The sequence below is a fragment of the Nocardioides sp. genome (assembly GCF_050699375.1).
Taxonomy (GTDB): domain Bacteria; phylum Actinomycetota; class Actinomycetes; order Propionibacteriales; family Nocardioidaceae; genus Nocardioides.
In genome coordinates this window covers 1-25877 of sequence record NZ_JBOHDN010000197.1, presented here as the reverse complement: position 1 = coordinate 25877, position 25877 = coordinate 1, and the positions used below count along the sequence as shown (strand labels likewise).

Annotated in this window: 19 protein-coding genes; 11 read left to right on the top strand and 8 right to left on the bottom strand. The window is 70.2% G+C overall.

The window, feature by feature from the left end; all coding sequences use genetic code 11:
- The 3 genes from ACRDPS_RS14690 to ACRDPS_RS14680 form a co-directional block, all read right to left on the bottom strand.
- Positions 1 to 611: ABC transporter ATP-binding protein (locus ACRDPS_RS14690; protein WP_431502391.1), on the bottom strand; the 611-nt coding region annotated here is incomplete at its 3' end.
- A gap of 72 nt (positions 612 to 683) precedes the next feature.
- Entirely contained in the window at positions 684 to 1355 is a 672-nt protein-coding gene (locus ACRDPS_RS14685; protein WP_431502390.1) for a TetR family transcriptional regulator, read from the bottom strand.
- 54 nt (positions 1356 to 1409) lie between these two features.
- Positions 1410 to 2969: a carboxyl transferase domain-containing protein gene (locus tag ACRDPS_RS14680; protein WP_431502389.1), complete on the bottom strand. Its 1560-nt coding sequence runs from the start codon at positions 2967 to 2969 to the stop codon at positions 1410 to 1412.
- A 475-nt stretch (positions 2970 to 3444) separates the two neighbouring features.
- Between ACRDPS_RS14680 and ACRDPS_RS14675 the strand changes: the two genes are divergently transcribed.
- From ACRDPS_RS14675 to nagB, 5 genes are all read left to right on the top strand, one after another.
- Positions 3445 to 3900, top strand: coding sequence for an HNH endonuclease (locus ACRDPS_RS14675; RefSeq protein ID WP_431502388.1), 456 nt, complete (start codon positions 3445 to 3447; stop codon positions 3898 to 3900).
- 89 nt (positions 3901 to 3989) lie between these two features.
- Positions 3990 to 5108: an ROK family protein gene (locus tag ACRDPS_RS14670; RefSeq protein WP_431502387.1), complete on the top strand. Its 1119-nt coding sequence runs from the start codon at positions 3990 to 3992 to the stop codon at positions 5106 to 5108.
- Entirely contained in the window at positions 5108 to 6580 is a 1473-nt protein-coding gene (locus ACRDPS_RS14665) for a glycoside hydrolase family 3 N-terminal domain-containing protein (protein ID WP_431502386.1), read from the top strand. The genes ACRDPS_RS14670 and ACRDPS_RS14665 overlap by 1 nt, the downstream gene beginning before the upstream one ends.
- Positions 6581 to 6591: 11 nt before the next feature.
- Positions 6592 to 7539, top strand: a complete 948-nt coding sequence (locus ACRDPS_RS14660; protein WP_431502385.1) for an ROK family protein — start codon at positions 6592 to 6594, stop codon at positions 7537 to 7539.
- The gene (gene nagB / locus ACRDPS_RS14655) at positions 7530 to 8327 is read left to right on the top strand and encodes a glucosamine-6-phosphate deaminase (protein WP_431502384.1); all 798 of its coding nucleotides are present in this window, start codon (positions 7530 to 7532) and stop codon (positions 8325 to 8327) included. The genes ACRDPS_RS14660 and nagB overlap by 10 nt, the downstream gene beginning before the upstream one ends.
- Here the strand turns inward: nagB and galT are convergent.
- Positions 8324 to 9418: a galactose-1-phosphate uridylyltransferase gene (gene galT / locus ACRDPS_RS14650; protein WP_431502383.1), complete on the bottom strand. Its 1095-nt coding sequence runs from the start codon at positions 9416 to 9418 to the stop codon at positions 8324 to 8326. The genes nagB and galT overlap by 4 nt on opposite strands.
- 116 nt (positions 9419 to 9534) lie before the next feature.
- On the opposite strand from galT, the gene ACRDPS_RS14645 reads away from it, so the two are divergent.
- The gene (locus ACRDPS_RS14645) at positions 9535 to 9843 is read left to right on the top strand and encodes a hypothetical protein (RefSeq protein WP_431502382.1); all 309 of its coding nucleotides are present in this window, start codon (positions 9535 to 9537) and stop codon (positions 9841 to 9843) included.
- Between the two features lie 5 nt (positions 9844 to 9848).
- A complete protein-coding gene (locus ACRDPS_RS14640; protein ID WP_431502381.1) occupies positions 9849 to 10604 on the top strand; it encodes a hypothetical protein in 756 nt (251 codons plus the stop codon).
- A gap of 1 nt (position 10605) precedes the next feature.
- Here the strand turns inward: ACRDPS_RS14640 and ACRDPS_RS14635 are convergent, their stop codons facing one another.
- Genes ACRDPS_RS14635 through ACRDPS_RS14625 form a run of 3 tightly spaced genes read right to left on the bottom strand, consistent with a single transcriptional unit; the run spans position 10606 to position 14404 of the window.
- Positions 10606 to 12153, bottom strand: a complete 1548-nt coding sequence (locus tag ACRDPS_RS14635) for a serine/threonine-protein kinase (RefSeq protein WP_431502380.1) — start codon at positions 12151 to 12153, stop codon at positions 10606 to 10608.
- Complete coding sequence (locus ACRDPS_RS14630) at positions 12150 to 13604, bottom strand: FHA domain-containing protein (protein ID WP_431502379.1); 1455 nt, start codon at positions 13602 to 13604, stop codon at positions 12150 to 12152. Before ACRDPS_RS14630 ends, ACRDPS_RS14635 begins: the two co-directional genes overlap by 4 nt.
- On the bottom strand, positions 13601 to 14404 hold the full coding sequence (locus ACRDPS_RS14625) for a PP2C family protein-serine/threonine phosphatase (RefSeq protein ID WP_431502378.1): 804 nt from the start codon (positions 14402 to 14404) through the stop codon (positions 13601 to 13603). The genes ACRDPS_RS14630 and ACRDPS_RS14625 overlap by 4 nt, the downstream gene beginning before the upstream one ends.
- A gap of 226 nt (positions 14405 to 14630) precedes the next feature.
- On the opposite strand from ACRDPS_RS14625, the gene ACRDPS_RS14620 reads away from it, so the two are divergent.
- The 4 genes from ACRDPS_RS14620 to ACRDPS_RS14605 all read left to right on the top strand — a co-directional run bounded on the left by ACRDPS_RS14620 (position 14631) and on the right by ACRDPS_RS14605 (position 25461).
- On the top strand, positions 14631 to 20939 hold the full coding sequence (locus tag ACRDPS_RS14620) for an Ig-like domain-containing protein (RefSeq protein WP_431502377.1): 6309 nt from the start codon (positions 14631 to 14633) through the stop codon (positions 20937 to 20939).
- Between the two features lie 13 nt (positions 20940 to 20952).
- Positions 20953 to 21921 carry an AAA family ATPase gene (locus ACRDPS_RS14615; RefSeq protein ID WP_431502376.1) on the top strand — a complete coding sequence of 323 codons (969 nt, stop codon included), beginning with the start codon at positions 20953 to 20955 and terminating at the stop codon, positions 21919 to 21921.
- A 124-nt stretch (positions 21922 to 22045) separates the two neighbouring features.
- A complete protein-coding gene (locus ACRDPS_RS14610; protein WP_431502375.1) occupies positions 22046 to 23194 on the top strand; it encodes a DUF58 domain-containing protein in 1149 nt (382 codons plus the stop codon).
- Positions 23194 to 25461 carry a DUF3488 and transglutaminase-like domain-containing protein gene (locus tag ACRDPS_RS14605; RefSeq protein WP_431502374.1) on the top strand — a complete coding sequence of 756 codons (2268 nt, stop codon included), beginning with the start codon at positions 23194 to 23196 and terminating at the stop codon, positions 25459 to 25461. The genes ACRDPS_RS14610 and ACRDPS_RS14605 overlap by 1 nt, the downstream gene beginning before the upstream one ends.
- On the opposite strand, the gene ACRDPS_RS14600 is transcribed toward ACRDPS_RS14605, so the two are convergent.
- The gene (locus ACRDPS_RS14600) at positions 25436 to 25801 is read right to left on the bottom strand and encodes a PPOX class F420-dependent oxidoreductase (RefSeq protein WP_431502373.1); all 366 of its coding nucleotides are present in this window, start codon (positions 25799 to 25801) and stop codon (positions 25436 to 25438) included. The genes ACRDPS_RS14605 and ACRDPS_RS14600 overlap by 26 nt on opposite strands.
- Positions 25802 to 25877: the final 76 nt, after the last annotated feature.

Here is a 25877-nt window from a genome sequence, read left to right as displayed (position 1 = left end):
CAGACCTTCTCGACCTCGCTGAGGATGTGGCTGGAGAGCAGGACGGAGGAGCCGGCGGCCTTGGCCTCGCGGGCGTACTCGGTGAAGACGGCCTCCATCAACGGGTCGAGACCGGAGGTCGGCTCGTCGAGGATGTAGAGCTCGGACTCGTCGAGGAACGCCGCGACCAGGGCGACCTTCTGCCGGTTGCCCTTGGAGTAGGTGCGCGCCTTCTTGGTCGGGTCGAGCTGGAACCGCTCCAGCAGGTCGGCCCGGCGTGCCTTGCGGCGCGCCTTGTCACCGCCCGGCTTGAGCCGGGTGAGGTAGTCGATGCACTCGCCACCGGTGAGGTTGGGCCACAGGGACACGTCGCCGGGGACGTACGAGATCCGCTTGTGCAGCTCGACGGAGTCACGCCACACGTCACCGCCGAACAGCTTTGCGGTGCCGGCGTCGGCGCGCAGCAACCCGAGCAGGATCTTGATGGTGGTGGACTTGCCGGCACCGTTCGGGCCGAGGAAACCGGCCACCTGGCCGGGCTCGACGCTCAGGTCGAGGCCGTCGAGGGCCTTGAAGGAACCGTAGGACTTGTGCAGACCCGCGATCTCGACAGCAGGGGTGTTTTCGGACATGAAGAACTCACTTCCACGTTGGAGACGTTTGAGGACGTACGCCGACGGGGCAGGGGCATCACTCGGTTGTGCTCAGGTGACTGGGGGCTCCGTCGCGGCGTTCTCCGGCGGGTCCGGGACGTAGAGCATGTATTCGTCCAGCATGCGACGGTTGGTGAAGAAGCCCTGGGTGTAGAGCTCGATCATCGGAAAATAGCTGGTGGTCATGAAATCTCGCACGATGCCGCCGAGGTCGGCGGGGTCTGTGGGCGGGTTGAGGGTGATCTCGAGCATCAGCGTGCCCAGGGCCGACAGGGTCAGGTATCGCGCCCGGCCGGCCTCGTCACGGCTCGGCTTGACCAAACCGGCCTCTACTCCGTGCTTCGTGTAGCCGACCGCATCCTCGACCATCTGCTCTATGAAGCTGCGGCCGACCGGCCCGCCGTCCTGAACCGAGCGCAGGACGTAACCGAGCATCGGCGCGTACTCATCGGCGGCGGCGAAACGGTGCAGGATGCCCTGCCCGGAGGCCAACTCGTCGATCGACTCGTTCTTGACGGCGCGGATCTCGGCCAGCACCCGCTCGTCGCACTCGGCGTGGAGCTCGTCCTTGGAGCCGAAGTGGTGAATAACCAGGGCCGGGCTGACCCCGGCGTCGGTGGCGATCGACCGGACCGACGCACCGAAACCGTCACGCGCGAAGCGCAGCACCGCCGCGTCGCGGATTCGCTCGCGGGTGGTGGGGTCGGGTTGGGCTGAACGCATGTTCAATTCTAAACACGCGTTCAGTCGGGTTGCAAGGGGTAATACGGCGTTCGCTCAGCCCGCGTAGCGTGCCGCTCTGGTCGCTGGCGCGCCGGGGCCGGTGGCCAGCAGCTCGAGCAGCTCGTTCTCGAGGGTCGCGCCGACCCGGCGACAGAACGCCTCGGGCTCGTCGGCGGCGTCGGGTGTCTCGGGGACGACGCGGTCGACCACGCCGATCTTCTGGAGGACGACGGCCAGGACCCGCTGGGCCTCGGCCATCTCGGCGGCATGGTCGGCGTTGCCGTGGACGATCGCCGAGGCGCCTTCGGGGGGAAGCGGGGAGAGCCAGGCGTGCTGGGCCGCGACCACCCGGTCGGCGGGAAGGAAGGCGAGGGCGCCTCCTCCGTTGCCCTCGCCGAGCATCAGGCTGAGGGTCGGGGTCTCGACGTTGACGAGCGCCCCCAACGTACGCGCGATCTCACCTGCGATCCCGCCGTTCTCCGCCTCCGGGGACAGCGCGGCGCCGGGGGTGTCGATGACGGTGACCAGGGGGAGCCCGAGCGACGCGGCGAGCTTGAAGCCGCGCTGGGCCTCGCGCAGTCCCTCCGGGCCGAGCGGCTGATGGGCCTGCTCGCGGCGGTCCTGGGCGAGCACGAGGCATGGCGCGGACCCGAACCGTGCCAGCGCGATGATCAGTCCCGGGTCGCGCTCGCCCTGCCCGGTGCCGTTGAGGGGTACGACGTCGGACGCCGCGATCCGGAGCAGCGCTCGTACTCCCGGCCGGTCGATCCGCCGGGAGCGGGTGATCGCGTCCCAGGTGTCGATCTCCGTCGAGAGGTCACCCCCGCCGGCCGAAACGTCACTTCTGCAGGCCGAAACGTCACCCGCTGACCTCTCGGCCTGCAGAAGTGACCCTTCGGCCTGCATTTCTGACGTCTCGGCCTGCAGAAGTGACGTCTCGGCAGAGCGCAGGTCGAGGATGGTGAGGACGCGGTCGATGAGTCCGGCGAGCTCGTCGGGAGGTACGACGCCGTCGACCAGCCCGTGGGCGAAGAGGTTCTCCGACACTTGGATCCCGGAGGGGAAGGGCCGGCCGTTGAGCACCTCGTAGACCTTCGGCCCCAGGAATCCCAGCAGCGCCTCGGGCTCGGCGACGGTGACGTGACCCAGCGACCCCCAGGAGGCCATCACCCCTCCGGTGGTGGGGTTGCGCAGGTAGACGAGGTAGGGGAGTCCGGCGGCTTTGTGGCGGGTGACCGCCTCGGCGATGCGCACCATCTGCACGAACGCCGGCGTACCTTCCTGCATCCGGGTCCCTCCCGAGGCCGGCCCCGCCATCAGCGGCAGCCCTTCGGCGGTGGCCCGCTCGACGGCTGCGATCAGCCGTTCGGCAGACGCGCGCCCGATCGACCCCGCGAGGAACTTGAACTCCGAGAGCACCACGGCCACCCGCCGCCCGGCGATCCGGGCCTCTCCGGTCACCACCGACTCGTCGGTACCCGCGCGCGAGCGTGCCTTCGCGAGGTCGGCGGCGTACGTCTCGGAGATCTCGCCATAGGAAGGTGCGGTGTCCCAGGAGCTCCAGGTGCCCGGGTCGAGGACGAGGTCGATCAGCTCAGCGGAGGTCAGGCCCATGGATCGGACGATACCCACGGATTGGCCCATTGGCTGGACCTGTCCCGGGGAGCAACCCTGACAAGGTAAGTCTATTGACTAAGGCAACCGCCGATACCCCGGCACTGCTAACGGACCCAAACGGAGCAGGTCGGGCGTAGTTAACCGGAAAGACACCCTCGTGACCTGCGAAAACCGTTGGTGGGTGGAGGGTGTTCGCTCTATTCTGGTAATACCCGGCCCGCGCCGGGGCACGTCCCACTCAGCCCGAATGAAGGCCAAGCCATGACCACGCAGCACTCGACCACCGCCCCGGCGGCCTGGTCGCTGACCGCTGCGCACGAGCGCGACCCTCATGCCCGCGGGAGTCGACAGTGACCTGGGTGCATAGTCGCACCGGATCACACCGGGCCGCTCCTGCGAGACATGTCTGTCTCGCCGGGGCGGCCCTTTTGTTTCCACCCCTCTATCCGACTCTCCTGGGAGGTAACCGAGCATGACCACGACCATGGGCGCCGTGACCCTCTATAACGCCTCCTTCGAGCCGCTCGGGAGGGTCTCGTTCAAGCACGCCGTGCGGATGCTGTTCCGCGAGGTGGCGGTGGTTCACGAGCAACAGGGCGACAAGATGATCGGACCGCATCCATGGCCCAAAGCTGTGCGGCTGGTCCGCTATATCGCCATGCATTGGATGTACCGGCCGGCCGGCTACTCCCGCGAGGGAGTCCTGAAGCGCGACCGCCATCGTTGCGCCTACTGCGGCGCCCAGGCCCGCACCATCGACCACCTGGTGCCACAGTCACGCGGCGGCAGGTGGACCTGGATGAATACCGTCGCGGCCTGCGGCAGGTGCAATGGCCGCAAGGGCAACCGCACCCCGGAGGAGGCTCACATGGTCCTCCGGATCGCGCCGTACGTCCCCACCCGTGCCCAGCTCGCGGCCATCGCCTGACCGCCGAGGAGTCGGAAAAGTGGTCTCTGGGCGGGAAAACCATCACGTCAACTTGACTCACCATTAATAAGTACGATGGACTAACAAACATGTCGAAGGCAAGGCGCCGTACGTTGCGGCCGATCGGGAAGCTGCTGCAGGAGGATGCGCGGCGGCATCACCGGTCGTTGGTGCTGCAACACCTCTTCGCGGTGGGTCCCGCGAGCCGCGCGGACCTGGCTCGGGAGTCGGGTCTGACCCGGGCCACGGTCTCCGATCTGGTCGGCAGCCTTCTCGAGGACGGACTCGTCGAGGAGCTCGGAGCTCCGGTGGAGAGCCGCGTCGGGAAGCCGCCGATGCTCGTCGGCCTCGCCGCCGACGCCACCCACATCGTCGCCATCGACGTCTCCGGTGACGACCACCTGGCCGGCGCCGTGCTCAACCTGACCGGTGACGTCGTCCACCGCACCACCAAACCCCGCCAGGGACGCACGGGCAGCGAGGCCGTACGTCTCGTGAAGGACCTGGTCGACGAGTTGATCGCGGCTACCGCCAGGCCGATCCTGGGGATCGGGATCGGCAGCCCCGGCGTCGTGTCGGCCGACGGCACCGTGATCGCCGCGCCCAACCTCGGCTGGAGCGACGTCGCCCTGGCCGACCAGGTGCGGCGCGAGACCGGCCGGCCGACGTACGTCGCCAACGACGCCAACACGGCTGTGCTGGGCGAATACACGTTCGGCCAGTCCGGCGACGGCGGCCTGATGCTCATCCGGGTCGGCACCGGTGTCGGTGCGGGACTCGTGCTCGAGGGTGCGCTGCTGCACGGGTTCGTCGACGCGGCCGGCGAGGTCGGGCACGTGACGGTCGACCCCGACGGCCCGCTGTGTGCCTGTGGGCGCAACGGCTGTCTGGAGACCTTCCTGGCCGTGCCCCGCCTGCGAGAACGCCTCGAGACAGCTGACGACGACGCGCTGGTGCAAGCCGGCGTACATCTTGGAAAGGCATTGGCCCCCGTGGTCGGAACCCTCAACCTTCACGAACTGGTCCTCTCCGGACCGACAGACCTCCTCGACGGGCCGCTGCGCGAGACCGCCGACCAGATCATCCGCGAGCGGACGATGCCGGTCAGCGGCGAGCGACTGGAGTTCCGCACGTCCACCCTCGGCGAGGACGTAGTGATCGTCGGCGCCGCGGTGCTTGTCCTCGCCGGCGAGCTGGGGGTGTCCTGATGCCCGAGACCCCCACAGCTGTCGAGACACTCGCGCTGCGCGTCCAGGTGTCCGCCTTCGCGGGTGCCACGCTTCCGCCCGGCTATGCCGACCTGCTCCGCGAGGGCATGGGCGGGATCTGCCTGTTTGGAACGAACACTGCTGGAACGAACACTGCCGGAACCAACACGGCACCCGGTGAGGATTCCGTACGCAGCCTGGCGGCCGAGATCCGGACAGCCTCCGCAGAGGGCGGCTGGACACCGGTGATCGCCATCGACGAGGAGGGCGGGGACGTCACCCGGCTGGAGGCGCTCACCGGATCATCGGTGCTCGGCGCCGCCGCGCTCGGTGCGGCCGACGACCTCGCGCTGACCGAGGAGACCGGCCGGGCCATCGGGTCGAGGTTGGCGTCGGCGGGCATCAACCTCAACCTGGCGCCGGTCGCGGATGTGAACTCAAACCCCGACAACCCGGTGATCGCGACCCGGTCCTTCTCCCACGACTCCGGCGTGGCGGCCAAGCACGTCGCCGCGTGGGTGAAGGGACTGGAGTCGACCGGTGTGGCGGCCTGTGTCAAGCACTTCCCCGGGCACGGTGACACCGGGCAGGACAGTCACGTCGACCTGCCGGTCCTCGGGGCGGACCTGCCCACCCTGCGCGACCGTGAGCTGGTCCCGTTCCAGGCGGCGGCCGAGGCCGGCGCCGCCTCGGTGATGACCTCCCACATCGTGGTGCCGGCGCTGGATCCGGAGCTCCCCGGCACGCTCTCGGCGCCGGTGCTGGGGCTGGCCCGCGAGCTGGGCTATGCGGGGCCGGTCGTCTCCGATGCCCTCGACATGGCCGGCGCCTCGGCGACCCGAGGGATCCCGGCGGCCGCGGTGCTCTCCCTCAAGGCCGGTGCCGATCTGCTCCTGCTCGGCCCCGACAAGCCGACCTCGCTGGTGCGGGACACGGTCGCCGCGATCGTGGCCGCGGTCGACTCCGGCGAGCTGCCGCTGGCGCGGCTCCAGGACGCTGTCGCCCGCGTCGACGCACTGCTGGCCGACATCGCAGACACCACCGGGCCGGTCGACACACCCGACCCCCGGTTCGACGACTGGTCGGTCGAGGGTGCCCGGAAGGCCCTGGCCGTGGCCGGCGACCTCGAGCTCCCGGATCTGACCGGCGCCCGGGTCGTGACCGTCGACACCGAGGCCAACATCGCCGTCGGCGACGTGCCGTGGGGGCTGCCGGCGGATGTCGTCGTACGCCCCGGCGACCCACTCCCGGATCTCCCCGACATACCCGTCATCGTCCAGGTGCGCGACGCGCACCGGCGTCCCGAGGTCGGCCGGATCGTCGCCGAGCTCCGCGGCGCCGCGGTTCTGGTGGAGTGGGGCTGGCCCGGAACGTACGACGCGGAGCTGCCGCGGCTGTGCCCGCAGGGCTACTCGCTGCCGGGTGTGACCGCGGTGACCGAAGTGCTGCGAAGAGCGGGATGGGACCGGTGAACCCCACACCGATGAGGCCAGCACGGATCGGCCTCGACATCGGCGGTACCAAGATCCACGGCATCGCGATCGGGCCGGAGGGGACGGTGCTGGCCGAGGAGCGGGCCGCCACGACCCCTGGCCCCGAGGGCGTGGTGAAGAGCGCGGCCGCCGTGGTGGCGACCCTGCGCGAGTCGCTCGGTGGGAACACGATCAGCTCGATCGGCGTCGGCGTCCCCGGCATCGTCGACAGCCGGGCCGGCACCGTGAAGCACGCGGTCAACCTGGGCCTGGACGGCGACGCCTTCCCCCTCGCCACCCTCCTCGGTGAGCGGACAGGAGCGATCGTCACGCTCGAGAACGACACCAATGCGGCAACACTGGGTGCGCACGCCGTCGAGGACGTCGACGACCTCGTCTACCTCTCGCTCGGCACCGGCCTGGCCGCCGGCCTCTATCTCAGCGGCGCGCTCCGCCGCGGCTTCCACGGCGCCGCCGGCGAGATCGGCCACCTCCCGGTCGACCCCGACGGCCAGGTGTGCGGCTGCGGACAGCGCGGCTGCCTCGAGCTGGTCGCCTCCGGCGCCGCCATCGCGGCCGCCTGGCCGACGTCCACGGGCCACCCGGCCGCGGCACTCTTCGCCGCCGCGACCGCGGGCGACCCGGCGGCCGTCATCGTGCGTGATCGCTTCGCCGACGGCGTCGCCGCCGCCGTACGTGCCCTCGCGCTCGCCGTCGACCCCGAACGTGTCGTCATCGGCGGGGGAGTCGCCGCGGTGGGCGAGCCGCTGCGCGAGGCGATCGCGGTCGCGCTCGCCAAGCAGGCCAAGGCATCGCCGTTCCTCGGCTCCCTGGAGCTGGCCTCGCGCCTACGGGTCGTCTCCGCTGCCCCGGTCGCGGCGATCGGGGCAGCCCTGATCACTCCTCGCCACCCGGCTGAGCCCCGTCGAGATACCCAGGATGGACTGACATGGAAGTAGTAGTCCTCGATGACTCCGCCGCCGTTGCATCCCTCGCCGCGGACACGATCGAAGACGTCGTACGTCGCCGAGCGGCCGCCAACACAGCGGCAGTGCTCGGGCTGGCCACCGGCTCGACACCGCTGGCGACGTACGAGGAGCTCAGCAGACGCACCCGCGACGACCGTGGGCCGTCCTATGCCGGGGTGGTGACGTTCAACCTGGACGAGTACGTCGGCCTGCCCGACGGTCACGAGCAGTCCTATCTGGCGACGATCCGGCGCGAGTTCACCGACGCCGTAGGCGTCCCGCCGGAGCGGGTCCACGGCCCGGACCCGACCGAGGAGACGCTGCCGAGCGCCGGGGAGCGCTACGAGGCGGCGATCGAGCAGGCGGGCGGGATCGATGTGCAGATCCTCGGCATCGGCTCCGATGGCCACCTGGCCTTCAACGAGCCCGGCTCGTCGCTTGCCTCGCTGACCAGGATCAAGACGCTCACCGCGACGACCAGGCGGGACAACGCGCGCTTCTTCGGCTCACCCGACGCGGTGCCCCGCCACGTACTCACCCAGGGGCTCGGCACCATCACCAGGGCCGGCCACCTGCTCCTGCTGGCCACCGGCGAGGGGAAGGCGGATGCGGTCGCCGCCGCGGTCGAGGGGCCGGTCTCGGCGACCTGCCCCGCCTCGGTCCTCCAGCTCCACCGGCACGTCTCCGTGCTCCTCGACGAGGCCGCGGCCTCCCGCCTCGTACGCCTCGACTACTACCGCGAGGTCTACGCCGACAAGCCGGACTGGCAAGGGATCTAGAACGCCGCGCGGAGCCGTTCGGCGGCGGTCTCCGGCGGGATGTCGTTGACCCAGAGCGCGACGCCGGACTCGATGCCGGCCAGGTACTTCAGCCGCCCCGGCGCCCGCCGGATGGTGAAGATCTCGGTCGCCAGGTGCCAGGTGTCCTCACGCCCGACCGGCGCCTGCTGCCAGCCGGCGATGTAGGGCACCGGGCCGGCGTCGTCGAGCCCGTCCATCCGCCGCAGGCACTCCTGGTAGAGCGCGGCGAGGTCGTACATCTCCTCGGCGGTCAGACCGGGAAGCGAGCCGACGTGGCGCCGCGGCACGACGCGGATCTCGTAGGGCCAGCGGCCGGCATAGGGGACGTACGCCACGAACGACCCGTTCTCGGCCACCACCCGAGACCCGTCGGCGATCTCATCGGCGAGCACCGCACACTGCAGGCACTCGCCGGTCGCCTCGCGATGCGCGTCGGCGGCGTTCACGAGGGACTCGATCCGCGGCGGCAGCACCGGCATCGCGTAGATCTGCCCGTGTGGGTGCTGCAGCGTCACGCCGATCTCCTCGCCGCGGTTCTCGAAGCAGAAGACGTACGCCACCTCCGGCATCGCGGTCAGCTGCTCGGTGCGGTGGGCGAGCGCCGCGAGCACCGTGCGCACCCGCTCGGGAGGAAGGTCGACGAAGCTCTGGTCGTGGTCGCTGGTGAAGCAGACCACCTCGCACCGGCCACGCCCCGGCCGGGAGACGAACGGCTCCCCGGTCGCGTCGCCGACCGCGACCGTCGAGAGCGCCGGGAACCGGTTCTCGAAGGCCACCACGTCATAGCTCTCAGCCGGGATCTCGGTGAGCCGGCCTTCGACCGACGGGCACAGCGGGCACTCGTCCGAGGGCGGCTTGAACGTACGCGTCTGCCGATGCCCCGCCACGGCCGTCCAGGTCGCGGTCAGCCGGTCCCAGCGCAGCTGCGACCCACCCGCCCTCGGCTCGAGCGGCCGCTCGTCGTGCACCGACCGCAACGTCGGCTTCTCGTCGAAGAACCAGATCTCGCGCCCGTCGGCGAGCTTCGCTGACGTGGCCACAGGGTCGGTCGGCGCTGGGATGTTCGGCATGCGCCGAGTATCTCCCGGGCGACTTCGGCGGCGACGACCGGATGCGGCCATTTGTGATCTAGATGAGGAGTCGACGATCCTTGCAAGACTACATAGATCTAGGTAGTGTTGCAGCCGTGAAGGAGACACGTGTGCCGATGACAGCTGCCTCCCGGATGGGTGTGTCTGCGCTGGCGGCCAAGAGCGCCGAGGGTCGAGTTGTCCTGACCAGCCATGGTCGGGCAGTGGCCGTGATCGGTTCGGCAGAGCATCTCGACGCCGACCTCCGTGCGCTGCGCGAGGCAACAGCGCGGGTGCTCGACGCGGCAGCCGACATCGTCTCCTCGCATGGCGAGCTGCTGTCTCTGGAGGAAGTCTGCGAGCGGCTCGGGGTCGATGCGGACCGGGTCCGTGAGCGGGCCGCGGCACATCGCGATGTGGCCTAGCTCCTGTGCGCGCAGGTGAGAGGCTTCCTGACGACCAGGCGTACGTCGAGTTCAACGATGCGTTCGTCGAGTCGCTCGAGCCGCTGACGATCGCGCAGCGCGAGTCTCTCCTGGCTGATGTCGTCGCTCTGTGTCGCAACCCGGCCGGTGCCCATCCGCTCAGCAACCGAGGAGGGCAGAAGCTCGCGGGATGGAACACTCTCGACGTACTCCAGAAGGAGTACCGGGTCGTCTTCGCCAGTCGCGTCGACGTCGTCGACGGGGTTCCGGTCGGAATGATCGAGGTGCTGGTCGCGGGGCCGCGCAGGGCGGAAGCGGCGTACGACATGGCGGCGGCCCTCGTTCGCAGCGGGCGTATCGACCCAGACCTGATGACCGAGGTCTGGGAGGTGCTTGCACTGGTCGAGGTGGTTGCGGAGGACGTTGGACTCGACGGCTGGGACTACCGTCCCGAGCCGGCGCCACCCGGCATGGTCAAGGCTGCTGTCGTGGCCGGGATTCTCGATGAGGCGACGGCGACGAACTTGTCGAAGGACGAGCTCGAAGCCGCGATGACCCACGGCTGGGACGCATCCGGCAAGCCGGACCCGATCGCCGCTCTCGGCGCGGCGATGAGGCGTGCTCGCGCGGGCGTTGATCCGCTCGATCTGACCCGGATCATGTCCGGGCGCCGTGAACCACGCTGCGGCGCCATCCTCAAGCGTGCGAAGCGACCCTGCATCCGACGCGAGGGGCATCCCGGGCCTCACCGGTCCAATTAGCTCACTTCTTCGACACGCAGGCCTGTCCGGCGCCCTGGGAGAGGTTGCCGTTCTCGCCGAGGGAGCGGACCTGGATGCAGACCTTGGTGGCTCCGGCGAAGCGTACGACGGCCTTGGGGCGGGTCACGTTGCCGTTGGTGGAGTTGTCGCCGACCCACTTGTAGCCGGTCGCGCCGGGGACGCCGGACCAGGTGAAGACGGCGCGGTTCCCCTTGGGGGTGCCCTTGACCTTGCCCGGGGCGGCGGGGCCGGTGACGCCGGGGAGGTCGGTCTCGACGGGCGGCGGTGGGACCTCGTCGGGCTTCTCGTCCTCGCCGCCCCGGGAGAGCACGATGCCGATGACGGCGGCGATGAGGATGAGTACGGCCACGCCGATGATCGCGGGGGTCTTGCTGCGGGTCTCCGCGGGGCGGGTGCCGGTGAGGACCGACGGCCCGTCCTCCGTACGCGGGTAGCTGAACCGGGTGCGGTCGGCGGAGGCCGAGGTCGCGTCCTGGACCTGCGCCGCGGCGACGGGCGGCGGGGGCTGGGCGATGACCTGGGAGGGCGGCTTGACCTCGGTGACCAGCTCGGCCTCCGGATCGCCCGGCGCGGTGGGCAGGTCCTTGCGGCCGGTCCCGGTGGGCGGTCCCTCGCCGGGAGACGCCGCCACGGCCGGGACCACCGGGGCCGACCCGCCGGCGTCTCGGCCGAGGACCTGCACCTCGGTACGCCCCAGGCGGAGCTCCTGCTCGATCCGCTGGAAGTGGCGGGCCAGATCGAGGACGGAGCCCGGCCGGTAGGACGGGTCCTTCGCCATCGCCTGCTGCAGGACGCGGTCCAGCGAGGGCGGTACGTCCGGGCGGCCCGTGGCCGGCGGCGGAGTGTGCAGGATGCGGGAGAAGACGGCCCGGTCGGAGTTGTTGCCGCGCTCGGCGAACGGTGAGCGGCCGACCAGCAGGTGCCAGACGGTCGCGGACAGCGAGTAGACGTCGGAGGCCACGGACCCGTTGGAGGCCGAGGTGAGCACCTCGGGCGGTGACCACGGCAGCGAGACCCCGATGTCGCCCTCGTCGTCGCGTGGCCGACCGGCGATGCCGAAGTCGGCCAGGCCCGGTACGTCGTAGCGGGAGAGCAGGATGTTGGAGGGCTTGATGTCGCGGTGGATGATGCCCGCGCGGTGCGCGGTCTCGACGGCCGAGGCCATCTGGATCCCGAAGCGCAGCGCGTCCTGCACCTTCATCGGGTTGTTGCGTACGCGGGCACCCAGGTCGGCGTTGGGGTAGTAGCCCATCACTAGATAGGGCCGTCCGTCCGTCGTCTCACCGGCACTGTGCACCGGCACGATGAACGGGTGCTCCGCGAGCTCGGCCATCACCGCCGCCTCGGCTGCGAACTGGGCCCGCTGGGACTCGGCGAGGTCGGAGGAGCGCATCAGCTTCACCGCGACCCGGACCTTCGGGTGGTGACGCTCGTAGAGGTAGACGTCGGCGAAGCCGCCCGAGCCGAGCCTGCCCAGGCAGTTCATCCCGGGAAGCTCGGGTCCGAGCTCGCGGTTCGGCTCGCTCACCCGAGGACCTCGAAGGTGAGGTTGATCGAGCCGGCCAGGCTGACCACCGCACCGGGCTCGAGCGCGTACTCCTCCATCGGTCGCATCTGCTGCGGCCGCCCGCCGGGCAGGGTCAGGTAGGAACCGTTGGCGGAGCCGAGGTCGCGGACGAGCACCTGCCACTCCTCCAGGCGCACCTCGGTGTGCAGCCGGCTGATGTCGGGCAGCATCACCTTCACCAGATGCGGGGGTACGCCGCCGGCTCCGGTGTTGCCGCTGGCATCCGCGCGCGGGGAACGTCCGAAGACCGCGCCTCGGTCCAGGACCACGACCCGTCCGTCGCCCATCTTGAGCTGGCCCAGCGCGGGGCGCGGGACCGAGACCGGCTGCTGGTGCGGCGGGAGCGCCATCCGGCAGATCCGGCACTGCGGGGAGTAGGGCGGTGACGCGTGCCCCTGCGGGCAGTAGACCGCCCACACCGTCGGTCCACCCTCTGGCGGCATCGGGGTCGGAGTCGGCGTCGGGGTGTTGCGTACGCGGGTGGCCATGTCGTTCGACTGCGCCGGAGCGGGCTGTGAGGGAGCGGGCTGCATCGGGGGAGGCTGGACGGGCGCGGGCTGCACCGGGGCGGGCTGCACCGGAGGCGGTGCCGGATAAGACTGTGCCGGATAGGCCTGCGGCGGAGGCCCGGGCGGGGGAGCCGACGGGGGCGTCGCCGGGGGAGCGGGAGCCGGCGCTGCCGGCCGGTCCGGAGGTCCCCAGGCGTTCGGGTTGGACTTCTTGGCGCCCTTCTTGCGCCACGGAAGCCCGTCGATGATCCCCTTCTTGGGGGCGGCCGGAGGCTGCGCGGGAGCCGCCGCCGGCGGAGGGATCGCGGCCGGAGGCCCGCTGGGGAGCCCGGGCGTGGGGCCGGTGGAGCCCGGCGGGGAGGGCGGCGGGGCCGGCGGCAGCGTGCCCCCAGGCAGATCGGAGCGCCGGATGGTGTGGTCCAGCGGCACGACGGTGGAGTCCATCGGCGCCCCGCCGGCGTGGTCGGGGTCGAAGACGACGTCCAGCGAGCGGGCGTGGGCGGTGTCGGCCAGCGGCTGATCCTCCTCCATCCCGCCCCAGGCGCCGTTGGCCAGCTCGACCCGCTCGGGAACGGCGGCGAAGTGGCCGTCGGCCCAGGTGCCGGCGACGTCGATGCCGTCGACGAAGACCGGCACCTCGTTGACGACAGCGGTCACCTTGGCGGGTGAGCGGACGGCGTAGCGCACGCGGGCGCCCTCGCGGGCGATCAGGGCGAAGCCCGGTGCCCGCGGACCGTCAGCCGAGAGCAGCCCGGCGATCGCGTCGACCGGTCGGGGGTCGGCGAGAGCGGCCTGGACGCCCGCGACCCGCGGGTCACCGGGCCCCAGCTGCACGAGGGCCCAGCACCGTTGACCGTTCAGCGCCAGCCAGTGCCCGGCACAGTAGGTGGCGAGATCACTCACGCCTCCGTGCCTCCAGGAGTCGCGGAGACATCGGTCTCGAGGGGAGCGGCGAAGAGCGCGGGCGGGGGAGTCACAAGTACCACAGTGACATTGTCGCGCCCGCCCGAAGCAACCGCGGCGTCCACCAGTCTTTGAGCGAGGTTGTCGATGCTTCCGCCCACACCGAGCGTCTTCGAGGCGATCTCCAGGATCTCGTGGTCCTCGAGCTCGCCGGTGAGACCGTCGGAGCAGAGCAGGAAGATGTCCTCGGGCTTCACCTCCACGATCCAGGTGTCCGCCTCGGGGGCTGGGAACGTGCCCAGGGACCGGGTGATGACGTTGCGCAGCGGGTGGACCCGTGCCTCGTCAGGGGTGATCATCCCCGCCTCGACCATGCCGGCGACCTCGGAGTGGTCGATGGTCACCTGCGCCACGAGCGCGGGGGAGAGCCGGTAGACACGCGAGTCACCGACGTTGAACACCAGCCAGTGCGGCGCACCGTCCCTCTCGACGAGCGCCACCCCGGTCAGGGTCGTGCCCATGCCCTGCTTCTCGGGGTTGCGCTCCGCCTCGGTCGTGATCGCCGTGTTGGCCGCGTGGACGGCGTCATGGATGTCCTCGAGCAGGGGAGAGACGGTCGCGAAGCGGTTCTGGAAGGTCTCGACGGCGAGCGCGCTGGCGACATCGCCGCTGGCATGACCGCCCATCCCATCGGCGACCACGGCCACCGTGGGCAGCATGACGAACGAGTCCTCGTTCACCTCGCGGACCCGGCCGACGTCGGTCGCCCCTGCCGCACGCAGGGCGGGGTATGCGGTCATGGGGTTCCTTTGCGGTGCCAATGCGGTGCCAATGATGGGGGGACATCCTCGTCAGGATGCGAAATAGTGACGCTAGAGGCGGACACTTTAGAACATCCCATACAGTGTGCGTGAACGAGTTCACCGAGGTGTGGGCCACGTTTGGCTCATTCGTGTGGTCTCAAACCCGAGGCACGCCTAGAGTAAGCCGGGCTATTTGCGTCGGGAGCAGTTGGGGAGAGTCTTGGTGGCACGCTTCGGGATGGCGCCCGGCTGGTTCCGGCGCCATCGAACCGCCATTGCGTCGTGGACCGCGCTCGCTGTCGTCGCGGGCGGTCTGACCGTCTACGCGCTGCGTTCCACTGGCTACCCCGTGCACAAGGCCGACCTCGATGACGGCGGCATCTGGGTGACCAACCAGTCCTGGGGCACCCTGGGCCGGCAGAACCGCCCCGTCGCCCAACTCGATGGCGTCGTGTGGGCCGGGAACGAAGCCGGCTCCCGCACCGAGCGCGCCGGGCTCGACGTCGTGCAGAACGGCATCGCGGTGGCCTCCATCGACAGGGACGCCCGCACGATCACGCCGGTCAACACCAAGCTGGCCGAGGGGCTCGACGACGACGCGGTGACCCTCAAGGACAGCCGCGTCGTGATGGGCGGCCAGACCATCGGTGTCGCCGAGCAGAAGACCGGCAAGGTCTGGCTCACCTCCGTCGACCCGACCACCGGTGTCGGCGACCTCTCCGATCTCTCCGGCTCCGCGAAGCCCGTCGAGACCGTCGGCGGCGACGCGGTGCTCACCGTGGGCACCGATGGGACGGCGTACGCAGTGTCCTCCGCGAAGCGGACCCTGACCGCCTTCGCGCCCGACGGCACTGAGTTCGCCGATCCCGAGGAGACCAAGCTCCCGAAGGCTCCCGAGTACGCGGAGACCCCGACCTCGGCGACCGCCGTCGGCGACGACGTCATCACCCTCGACCAGGCGGGGTGGCTGCTCGGTGCCTCCAAGGGCTCCGACATCGCCGAGGACTTCGGTGACACCGCGGAGAGCGCAGTGCTCCAGCAGCCCTCGGCCAAGGCCAAGGAGGTGCTCGTCGGCGACGAGGCCGGGCTCAAGGCCGTCGACCTGAGCAACGGCGAGATCCGACACGTGGCCGAGTCCGCCGGAGACCCCGCCGCTCCCGTCAGGCTCGAGGACTGCGTCTTCGGCGCCTGGGCCAACGGCTCGACCGGCTCGGTGGTGACCCAGTGCGGCGAGGGCGAGCCGGTGCTGGGCGAGATCCCGGCGCTCGGCCCGGCTGCCGAGCTGGAGTTCCGGGTCAACCGCGGACAGCTGGTGCTCAACGACCTGCGCAACGGTGATGTCTGGGAGATCGACGGCGCCAACATCAAGAAGATCTCCAACTGGGAGGCCTTCCAACCCCAGACGCAGCAGAAGAACCAGAAGAAGGACAAGAAGCAGCAGGAGACCAAGGCCGCCCAGGCGCCGAAGGCGAAGGACGACGAGCTCGGTGCCCGAGCCGGACGCACCACGGTGCTGCACGTCCTCGACAACGACTCCTCGGCCAAGGACTCGATCCTGAGCGTGGTCTCGGTCGGCAAGGCCTCCGTCAAGGGCGTCGAGGCGACCATCGCCCCCGACCGGCAGTCGATCCTGGTCACCACTCCTGAGGCGGCCCGGGGGAAGAAGACCAGCTTCAAGTACACGGTCGACGACGGCCTCAAGGGCAAGGCCGGCCAGGACGACGCCACCGTCCAGCTCAAGGTCCAGGGTGAGGGCGGCACCGGGAAGCCGACCCTGCGTGAGCACTACACCCCGACCGACTACACCGTCGCCGCCGGCGGCACCGTGGAGATCCCGGTGGTCGGCGACTGGCGCGACGAACGCTACGGAGACCCGGTCACCGCCCAGGCGCCGAGCGCGACCAAGGGGAAGGCCACCGTCACCCCGGAGGGTCTGATCCGCTTCACCGCCGACACCGACGCCTCGGGCACCGAGAAGCTCGGCTACGAGGTCAGCACCGGCGGCAAGACTGCCAAGAACAAGGTGCGGGTCGACGTCGTGGGTGGCGCCAACACCGCCTCGCCCGAACCGAAGGACGACGTCGCCGAGGGCACCCAGGGCTCCTGGGTGACGATCCGGCCGCTCGACAACGACATCCCCGGCGCCGACCCCTCCAACCTCGACGCGACCCTGACGCTCGCGGGCGACGTCCCGCCGAAGGGCGGCCTCGAGGTGAGCACCGACCGGGAGACCGGTGTGGTGAGGGCGAGGGGGAGCTCTCCGGGCACCTACCAGCTCAGCTACAACGCCGGGTTCGGGGCGGCCAAACCCGCCTCGGCGAAGATCCGCGTCGACGTCAAACCCGCTGCTCAGGCGGCAGACGAACCGATCGCGACCCCCGACACCACGGCTGTCCTGGGCACCTCGACGCGCACCCTCGACGTCCTTGCCAACGACTACGACTCACAGGGCCGCCTCCTGGCCGTGACCCACGCGGAGCCGGTCGGCGACAGCGACCTGACGGTCGCGGTGCTGGATGGTCGGTGGCTGCGGATCCAGGCGTCCAAGCCCGACATGGATCCCGCCACCCAGGCGATCCGCTACACGATCAGCAACGGCGCCGCAGAGGCCGAGGGGTCGGTGACGGTGAGCCAGCGGCCGGCGCTGCGCGGCGCGGAGAACGCGCCCGAGGCCGTCGACGACGAAGCGACGGTACGCGCCGCGGACTCCGTCTCCATCCCGGTCCTCGACAACGACTCGACGCCCTCGGGCGACCCGGTCGGCCTCGTGGTCGACCAGACCATCGAGACCAAGGGCCAGCTCCAGGTGCTGGGCCAGCCGGCGGTCGGCGAGGCCTACATCGACGGCAACCGGGTCCGCTACGTCGCCCCCGACAACGTGAAGGGGCCGGTCGACGTCGACGTCCGCTACGTCGTGCAGAACACCGGCGACCCCTCCGCGGAGCATTCCTCGGGCAACATTCGCATCCACGTCAAGCCGCTGCCGCGCAAGAAGGCCGACAACTCCGCGCCCGCTCCGAAGGCGTTGGAGTCAAGGGTCGTCCAGGGCGACGAGGTGACGCTGCGACTGCCGACGGTCGGCACCGACGCCGACGGCGACTCGGTCTCGGTGACCAGGATCGGCAACGCGCCGTCCTACGGGCGCATCCTGGCCCACGGCGCCAACACGATCACCTACCAGGCCTTCCCGAACGCGGCGGGCACCGACGAGTTCACCTACGAGGTCAGCGACCCGTTCGGCGCGGTCGCGACCGGCACCGCGCGGATCGCCGTCGTCGCGCCCGGCGCGCCCCAGAGGCCGGTCGCCGTCGATGACCTGGTCACGCTCGATCCGTCCAAGAAGCTGACCTACGACGTGCTCGCCAACGATCTGCGTACGCCTGGGACGGAGCTGCACCTGGCCGCGACCGACGCGACCGAAGGCACCAACGTCAAGCAGCGCTCCGACGGCATCGTCACGGTCGAGGGCGGCGCCGAGACCCCGTTCCAGCACGTGCCCTACCGCGCCACGACCGGTCTCCACGAGGACACCGGTGAGCTCGCGATCCGCTATCAGGACGGCTACGACAACCCACCGCTGGCGGGGATCGTGGTCGCCGACCCGGAGGGCGACTCCTCGACCACCACCGTCGACGTGATGACCAAGGTGACCGACATCGACGACTCGCTCGACGACCTCACCGTCGACGACGTCAAGGGACCCTCCGTCGGCGAGGACGAGTCGAAGCCGAAGATCGACGACGGCAAGGTGACCCTGCCGGTCGGCGACACGACCCGGGTGTGGACCTACCGGGTCACCGACCCCGACGGCGCTCAGGCGGTCGGCTCGATCTACGTCCCCGCCCGTCCGAAGGACGCTCCCTACCTGAAGCCGGGCTCCGAGCTCCAGCTGGACCCGGGCGAGACGAAGAACGTCGACATCACCGACTATGTCGAGGACCCCGAGGGCGACCCGGTGGTGCTGACCACCACCGACAAGATCGAGGCCGCCCCGGAGGGGATGCTCAACACCGGCGACACCACCGCGACGACGGTGAAGGTGACCGCCGGTGAGACCCTCGGCCCCGCCAACCTGACCTTCGAGGTCGCCGACCGCGAGAAGATCACCTCCGCCGACGCGCACCTCTCGGTGATCTCCCTGCCGGTGCAGGTCGGCAAGGAGGAGCCGGAGATCAACTGCCCGAGCACCCCGGTCGAGGTGCCCGAGAGCGGCGACGGCGCGCTGGTGGACATCGCCGCCATCTGCCACGTCTGGACGGCCGACCCGGCCGACTCCGAGGAGCTCGACTTCACCGCCGAGGTTGGCGACGGTCTCGACGGCGTCGACGTCAAGCCCGAGGACGGCGGCCTGCGGCTGATCGCCGAGCACGCCGACGCCGGCGCCCAGGGTGCACTGAAGATCGGCATCGAGGGCTCGGACGCGACCGGTCAGCTCCTGGTCAGCGTGATCGCGCTGCCGCCGCCCACCCTCTCGCCGATCAAGCCGCTGCAGACCGAGGCCGGCAAGCCGGTCTCCATCGACCTGGCCCGCTACCTGCAGACGCCGGTGCCGTCGGAGTCGCAGGAGATCGCGATCACCAAGCTCGCGCCGATGGAGGGCGCGCCCGAGGTGATCGAGGCGAAGGGCTCGAAGATCACGTTCAACACCCCGTCCGAGGGCCATGGCCACTATCGCTACGCGATCGAGGTCAGCGACTCCGGCAAGGACTCCAAGCGGGTCAAGGCCACCGGCGTCATCGAGGTGAACGTCATCGACGTCCCGGGGGCGCCGACGGGGCTGCGTACGACCTCGGACTTCCTCTCCAACGTGGTCGCGCTCTCCTGGAGCGCGCCCAAGGACAACGGCGACGACCCGATCCAGCGCTACGAGGTGGAGGCCAACGGCGACCACGTCCAGGACTGCCCTTCGACCTCGTGCCGGATCACCGGGCTGAAGAACGGTGTCGTCTACGACTTCAAGGTCCGTGCGGTGAACTCCGTCGGTCCGAGCCGGGAGTGGAGCAACTCGGCGGAGGGCGAGCCCGACGCCTACACCGGTCCGGTGCAGAATCTGCGGGTCACCCGCCAGCGCGACCACAAGGTCGAGCTGAGCTGGCAGAAGCCGGCCCCGTGCGACTGCTCGGACGTACAGAAATACCGGATCAGCTGGCCCGGCGGCGGCATCAAGGACATCTCCGGGAGCCAGACCACCTACCCGGCCGCGGTCAGCTCCAACGGTGACCCGGTGCAGTTCACGGTGGTTCCGCTCAACGACAAGGGCGTCAAGACCAACAAGGGCCCCTCGGCGACCGTCGAGGGGATGGGCGCCGGCAAGCCGGACACCCCCGCGACCCCGACCTTCGAGTGGAACGACACGGCCAACAACTCGGGCAAGTCGGTGACCGTCTCGTGGAGCCCGGTCGCGGCCAACGGCCCCGCGCCGGTCACCTATGAGGTACGCCGCACCGGCGGCTCCGGCGAGAAGATCGTCTGCTCGTGGGTGACGGAGACCAGCTGCCGCGACGATGTCGCCAACGACGGCACGATCTACACGTACGCCGTCCGTGCCCGCAACGCGGAGGCGACCTCGCCGCGCGAGACCGGTGGCGGCGGCTCACCGGAGGCGCACATCTCCAGCTACTCCGCCGGCGGCAAGGTCGAGGCGGCCGCGACGCCGGACGCGGTCTCCTTCGCCAGCGCGACCCCGACCGGGACCAACGGCCAGGCGAAGATCGTCTTCACCCCGCGGGCCTCGCACGGCAAGACCAACCGGGTCGAGTGCGACCGCAACGGCTCCTCGTGCGGAAGCTGGACCTACTCGCCCGATGGTGCCGGCCAGCAGACCAAGACGATCTCCGGGTTCAACAACGGCACCTCGACGGCCGTGCGGCTGCGAGCCTGCAACGACTCCGCCGGAGGCACCGGTGCCGGGGCGTCCTGTGGTGCCTGGTCGTCGAAGAACGTGACGACCTACGGTCCGCTCGGCAAGCCGTCGATCTCGGCGAGCGTCGACGGCAACAAGGTCAACTGGCGGGTCAGCTACAACCCCAACGGCAACGCGGCGACGGTCGTCGTCAAGCGCGGCGGCACCGAGGTCAGCCGGTTCAACACCGGCACCGGCGCGGGCAACCGGTCGGGCACCGACACCGCACCCAACTGGGACACGTCCTACACCTACACGGTGACCATCAGCGACAGCTCACCGTCGAGGGCAGCCAAGTCCGACTCGGTCTCGGTGAAGACCGACCGTCCGCCGGACCCGACGATGAAGGTGAACAAGGCCGGCGAGTGCTCGGGCAGCGCCTGCCCGCAGCCGGAGACCCAGTGCGGCGGCACCTGCTGGTTCGTCGGCTCCACGATCACCGACCCCGCCTTCACGGGCAAGACCTGGACGTGCGACACCAGCGCCACCGCGGGCACGTGGAGGGTGACGATCGGGAACGGTGGAAGCGGCAGCGGCAGCGGCAGCGGCTGGGTCGGCGCCAACACCCCGTTCACCGTGACCTGCACGACCAACGGGCGACCGACTCAGAGAAAGACCGTTACGTGGTAGGGGATAGAAGAAAATGACCGTCACCCATGAGCAGGCCCGATGGTTCCACGAGACCTTCGAGAAGCTGGCCGACAACGTCGAGAAGGCGGTGCTGGGCAAGCGCAACGTGATCCGCCTGGTGCTGACCGCGCTGCTCTCCGAGGGCCACCTGCTCCTCGAGGACTACCCGGGGACCGGGAAGACCCAGCTCGCCCGCGCCCTGGCCAACACGGTCCAGGGTTCGCACGCGCGCATCCAGTTCACGCCCGACCTCCTCCCGAGCGACGTCACCGGCGTCACGGTCTACGACCAGGGCAAGGGCTCCTTCGAGTTCCACCCCGGTCCGATCTTCCACTCGATCGTGCTGGCCGACGAGATCAACCGGGCCTCCCCGAAGACCCAGTCGGCGCTGCTGGAGGTCATGGAGGAGGGCCGCGTCACCGTCGACGGCGCCACCCGCGACGTCGGCCGCCCGTTCATGGTGATCGCGACCCAGAACCCGATCGAGCAGGCCGGGACCTACCGGCTCCCGGAGGCGCAGCTGGACCGCTTCCTGATGAAGACGTCGGTCGGCTACCCGGACCAGAACGCGACGGTCGAGCTGCTGATGAACTCCTCGGTGCGTGACCGCGCCACGCTGGTCACCCCGATCATCACCGCCCCGACGGTCACCCAGATGGCGGAGATGGCCGACCAAGTCTACATCGACCCGGCGATCGTCGCCTATGTCTCCGCGCTGGTCGACGCGTCGCGTCGTCACAAGCACGTACGCCTCGGAGCGTCCATGCGCGGCTGCCTCGCCCTGGTGCGTACCGCCAAGGTCTGGGCGCTCGCGGAGGGCCGCTCCCAGGTGCTGCCCGACGACATCAAGTCGCTCGCGGAGCCGGTGCTCTGCCACCGCCTGATCCTCGACCCGGAGGCGATGTTCAACGGCATCACGGTCGAGGACGTCATCGGCGACCTGCTCACCTCTGTCCCGGCTCCCGCCGAGCGTGTCGCCTGAGATGACCAGGCTCGGCGTCGGCAATCTCGTTGCCGACCTGCAAAGACGCCTCGGTCCGGTAAGGGCCGGGGTGGTTGCGGCATACACATCTGTCGCCGACAGGGTCGGTCCCTGGTTCCGTACGGTGACCGCGATCGGCTGGGGCGTGGTGCTCCTGGGCGCGCTGGCATGGGTCGCGGCGGCGGCGCTGGGCTGGATCGAGGCGGCAGTGGTCGCGCTGGCCGCGCTGTTCATCGTGATCGCCGCGGCGTTCTTCATGATCGGACGCACCCGCCTGACGGTGGCGACGGTGGTCGAGCCGCCCCGTGTCTCCGTCGGCCAGGCGCTGACCGGCGAGCTGCGCGCCCGCAACGACGCCCGCGCACCACTGGTCTCCACGAGCCTGGAGTTCCCGATCGGCTCCGGTGGGGTCACCTTCGACCTGCCGGTGCTGCTGCCCGGGTCCGAGCACACCGAGCTGTTCGTGGTGCCCACCCAGCGCCGCGGCGTCATCGACGTCGGTCCCGTCCGGACGGTGCGCGGCGACCCGCTCGGACTCTTCCGTCGGGTGCAGGAGTGGACGGACCGCACCGAGGTGTTCGTCCACCCGCGTACGACGCACCTGGAGCCCTTCGGGGTCGGCCTGATCCGCGACCTCGAGGGATCGACGGCACAGAACACCTCGATGAGCGACCTCGCCTTCCACGCACTGCGTGAGTACGTCCCCGGCGACGACCTGCGTCACGTCCACTGGCGCTCCTCGGCGCGTCACGGACAGCTGCTGGTTCGGCAGTTCCTCGACACCCGGCGCTCCCACGTCGTCGTCATCGTCGACTCCGCGCCGACCTCCTACGACAGCGAGGAGGAGTACGAGTCGGCGATGTCGATCGCGGGCTCGCTGCTGCGCCGGGGCCTCCTGGACGAGTTCGACGTCTCGTTCGCGACCGGCGAGGTGATGATGGTGCGGGCCACCGCGGCGAGCGGCGGCGGACGTACGGCGCTGGACTCCTGTGCGCGGGCGACTCCGCAGCAGACGAACCTGATCGAGATCGCCGCCGAAGCGGCCCGGCAGGCACCGGACGCGTCGCTCGTGATGCTCGTGACCGGGCGTTATCCGGAGTTCGTGACGCTGCAGCGCGCGGCCGGGCAGTTCTCCGTCGACACCACCACGGTCGCGGTGCGGGTCGACACCTCACAGCGAGCCGGCTTCAAGGCGGTCGCAGACCTGCCGATGCTCACCGTCCCCGATCTGGACCAGCTCCCGATCGTGCTGTCGAAGGGACTGTCAGGATGATGCCCGCCAAGCACCACGCGCTCGATGCCGCCCTCCTGCTTCTGCTCGGCACCATCGCCTTCCTCGGCTTCGACGACACGTACGCCAGCTGGACCTACCTGATCGCGGGCGTCGCCGGGCTCGCGCTCGGCATCGCCATCGCGTTCGTCGGGCGTGGGCAGCCGGTGGTCGTCCTGGGCGTCGGGCTCCTGGCGGCCTTCTTCGTCCTCGGCGGCGCGGTGGCGCTGCACGGGCTCGGCGGGCTCGCGGTCCTGCCGGTTCCTGACACGCTCGGCACTCTGGCCGACAACTCCGTGAACGGCTGGAAGCGGCTGCTGACCACCCTCCCGCCGGTCGACGGCGGGGCGTTGCTCACGATCCCGTACATCCTCGGGCTGGTCTCCGGCTGTGTCGGCTTCGCGCTGGCGATCCGGTCGAAGGCAGCGCTGCCGCCTGTGCTCGTCGCGCTGCTGCTGATGGCCGGGGTGATCCTGCTCGGTGTCCAGGATCCGTCCAAGACCGCGCTCCTCGGCTCGCTCTTCGGCGCGATCGCTATCGCCTGGCTGTGCATCCGCGGGCTCCGGGCGCGCTCCATGGCTGGCGGTGGTCGCCGGATCTCGCGCACGGCTCTCGGGGCCGGCCTGTGTATCGGTGCCGCCGGCCTCGCCTTCATCGTCGGTCCGTTCCTGCCCGGCCTGGCCCCCGAACGGACCGTGCTGCGCGGCGAGATCGAGCCGCCGTTCAACGTCGGGAAGTATCCGTCTCCGCTGGCCGGATACCGCGTCTACACCAAGGGCTACCAGACGCCGGAGGACGAGCGACGGCTCTACGAGAAGGACCTGTTCAGCGTCTCGGGGCTGCCCGAGGGGACCCGGGTGCGGGTCGCCGCGATGGACTCCTACGACGGCACCGTCTGGCGCGCGGCCAACGACTCGGGCGTCTCCGACGGCGCCGACGACACCTTCCAGAAGATCAGCTCGACCCTGCGCAACCCGCTGGCCGACGGCAAGCAGGTGCGCGGGACGATCACGATCGGGGAGGACTTCGGCGGCGTCTGGGTGCCGCTGCCGACCGCGCTCACGCACATCTCGTTCGACGGGCCCGACTCCGACTCGTTCCGCTACAACCTGGCGACCTCGACCGGGGTCCTGCCGTCGGCGCTGAAGCCCGGCGACTCCTACTCCTTCACCGCCTCGGTCTCCGACGAGAAGGTCGGGGAGAAGAGCGAGACCTGGTCGGGTGGGTCGCCGATCGGCGACGAGGCAGCGCAGTTCCAGGCGCTCGCGGCCGAGTACGCCGGCGGTGGTGAATCGCCGATCACCAACGCGTTGGCGGTCGCCTCGAAGCTGAAGGAGGAGGGCACCTATACAGATGGGGAGCCGCCCAACCAGCAGTATCCGGCAGGCCACTCCCTGCGCCGCCTCGCGGACTTCACCGCCAAGGGTGGACAGCTCGCCGGCAACGACGAGCAGTACGCCGCGCTGATGGCGGTGCTGGCCAACCAGGTCGGCGTGCCGGCGCGCGTGGTGCTCGGGGCCGTCGTGGGATCCGACGGCGTCGTCCAGGGCAAGGACATGCACGCCTGGGTCGAGCTGCGGATGTCGGACGGCTCCTGGGCGACCCTGGACTGGTCCGAGTTCATGAACACCGAGAAGCCGCCCGAGCAGAACGCCCCTCAGCCCGAGGAGCTCGTCACCGGCAAGGTCGTCCCGCCGCCGGCTCCGGTGCGCCCGCCCTCCACCTCCGGCGACCCCTTGGACGAGTCGGTCAACCAGAAGGCCAACTCGCGTCCCGACGGGTTCACGCTGCCGGGGTGGCTGGTGGCCGTCCTCAAGTACGTCGGTCTGCCTCTGCTGCTGATCGCTGCGTTGTGCGGGGCGATCATCGGCGCCAAGCTCTGGCGGCGACATCTCCGCCGCACGCGCGGGACCCCGGTCAACCGTCTCTCCGGCGGCTGGCGGGAGACGCTAGACCACGCTCGCGACCACGGAGTCGGGGCGCCTGTCGGCGCGACCCGCCGTGAGCAGGCCGCCGTCCTCGCCGCGGCGCCTGGGCTCGATGGTGCGCCGGGACTGGCGCTCATGACCGACACCACCATGTTCGCCGAGGCCTCGCCCGAGGACGATGCGGTCGCTGCGTACTGGGATCAGGTCGGCACCCTGCGCACCTCGCTCTCCTCCGAGCGCACCAGGTGGCAGCGCATCCGGGCTTCCATCAACCCGCTCTCGCTGGTGCCTGCTCGGCTGCTGGGTAAGCGGGAGGCTAGTCGCCCAGGCCGAAGTCTCTGATCCAGGTCGGGGTGATCCGTAGGATCTCGCGGGACATGCCTCTCATCGGCGGGTCGATGTCGGTGAGCGCCTCGGCGGTGCCGCGGATCTCGACCATCCGAGGCTGCCAGGGATCGGTGGTCCTCAGGTCGTCGACGACGAACGCGACCTGGTTGTGCTTCTGGGCGTTCCTGAACTTCCTGGACCTGCCCATCTCGTGGCCGCCGATCAGGATCCTGTGCTCATCGTCGATCTTGAACCCGACGGGGTTGTTCTGGAGGCCGCCGTCGGGGGCCAGGGTTGCGAGTCTTCCTAGGTGCTGGGTTCGGAGGTAGTTCAGCTGGGCGTCGGTGAACTTCATCTCATCATCGTCGGGGGTGAAGCTGGGTTGAGGTCAAGGTCCTGTGGCGCACTCCTCGACCACAGGCTCGCCGCGT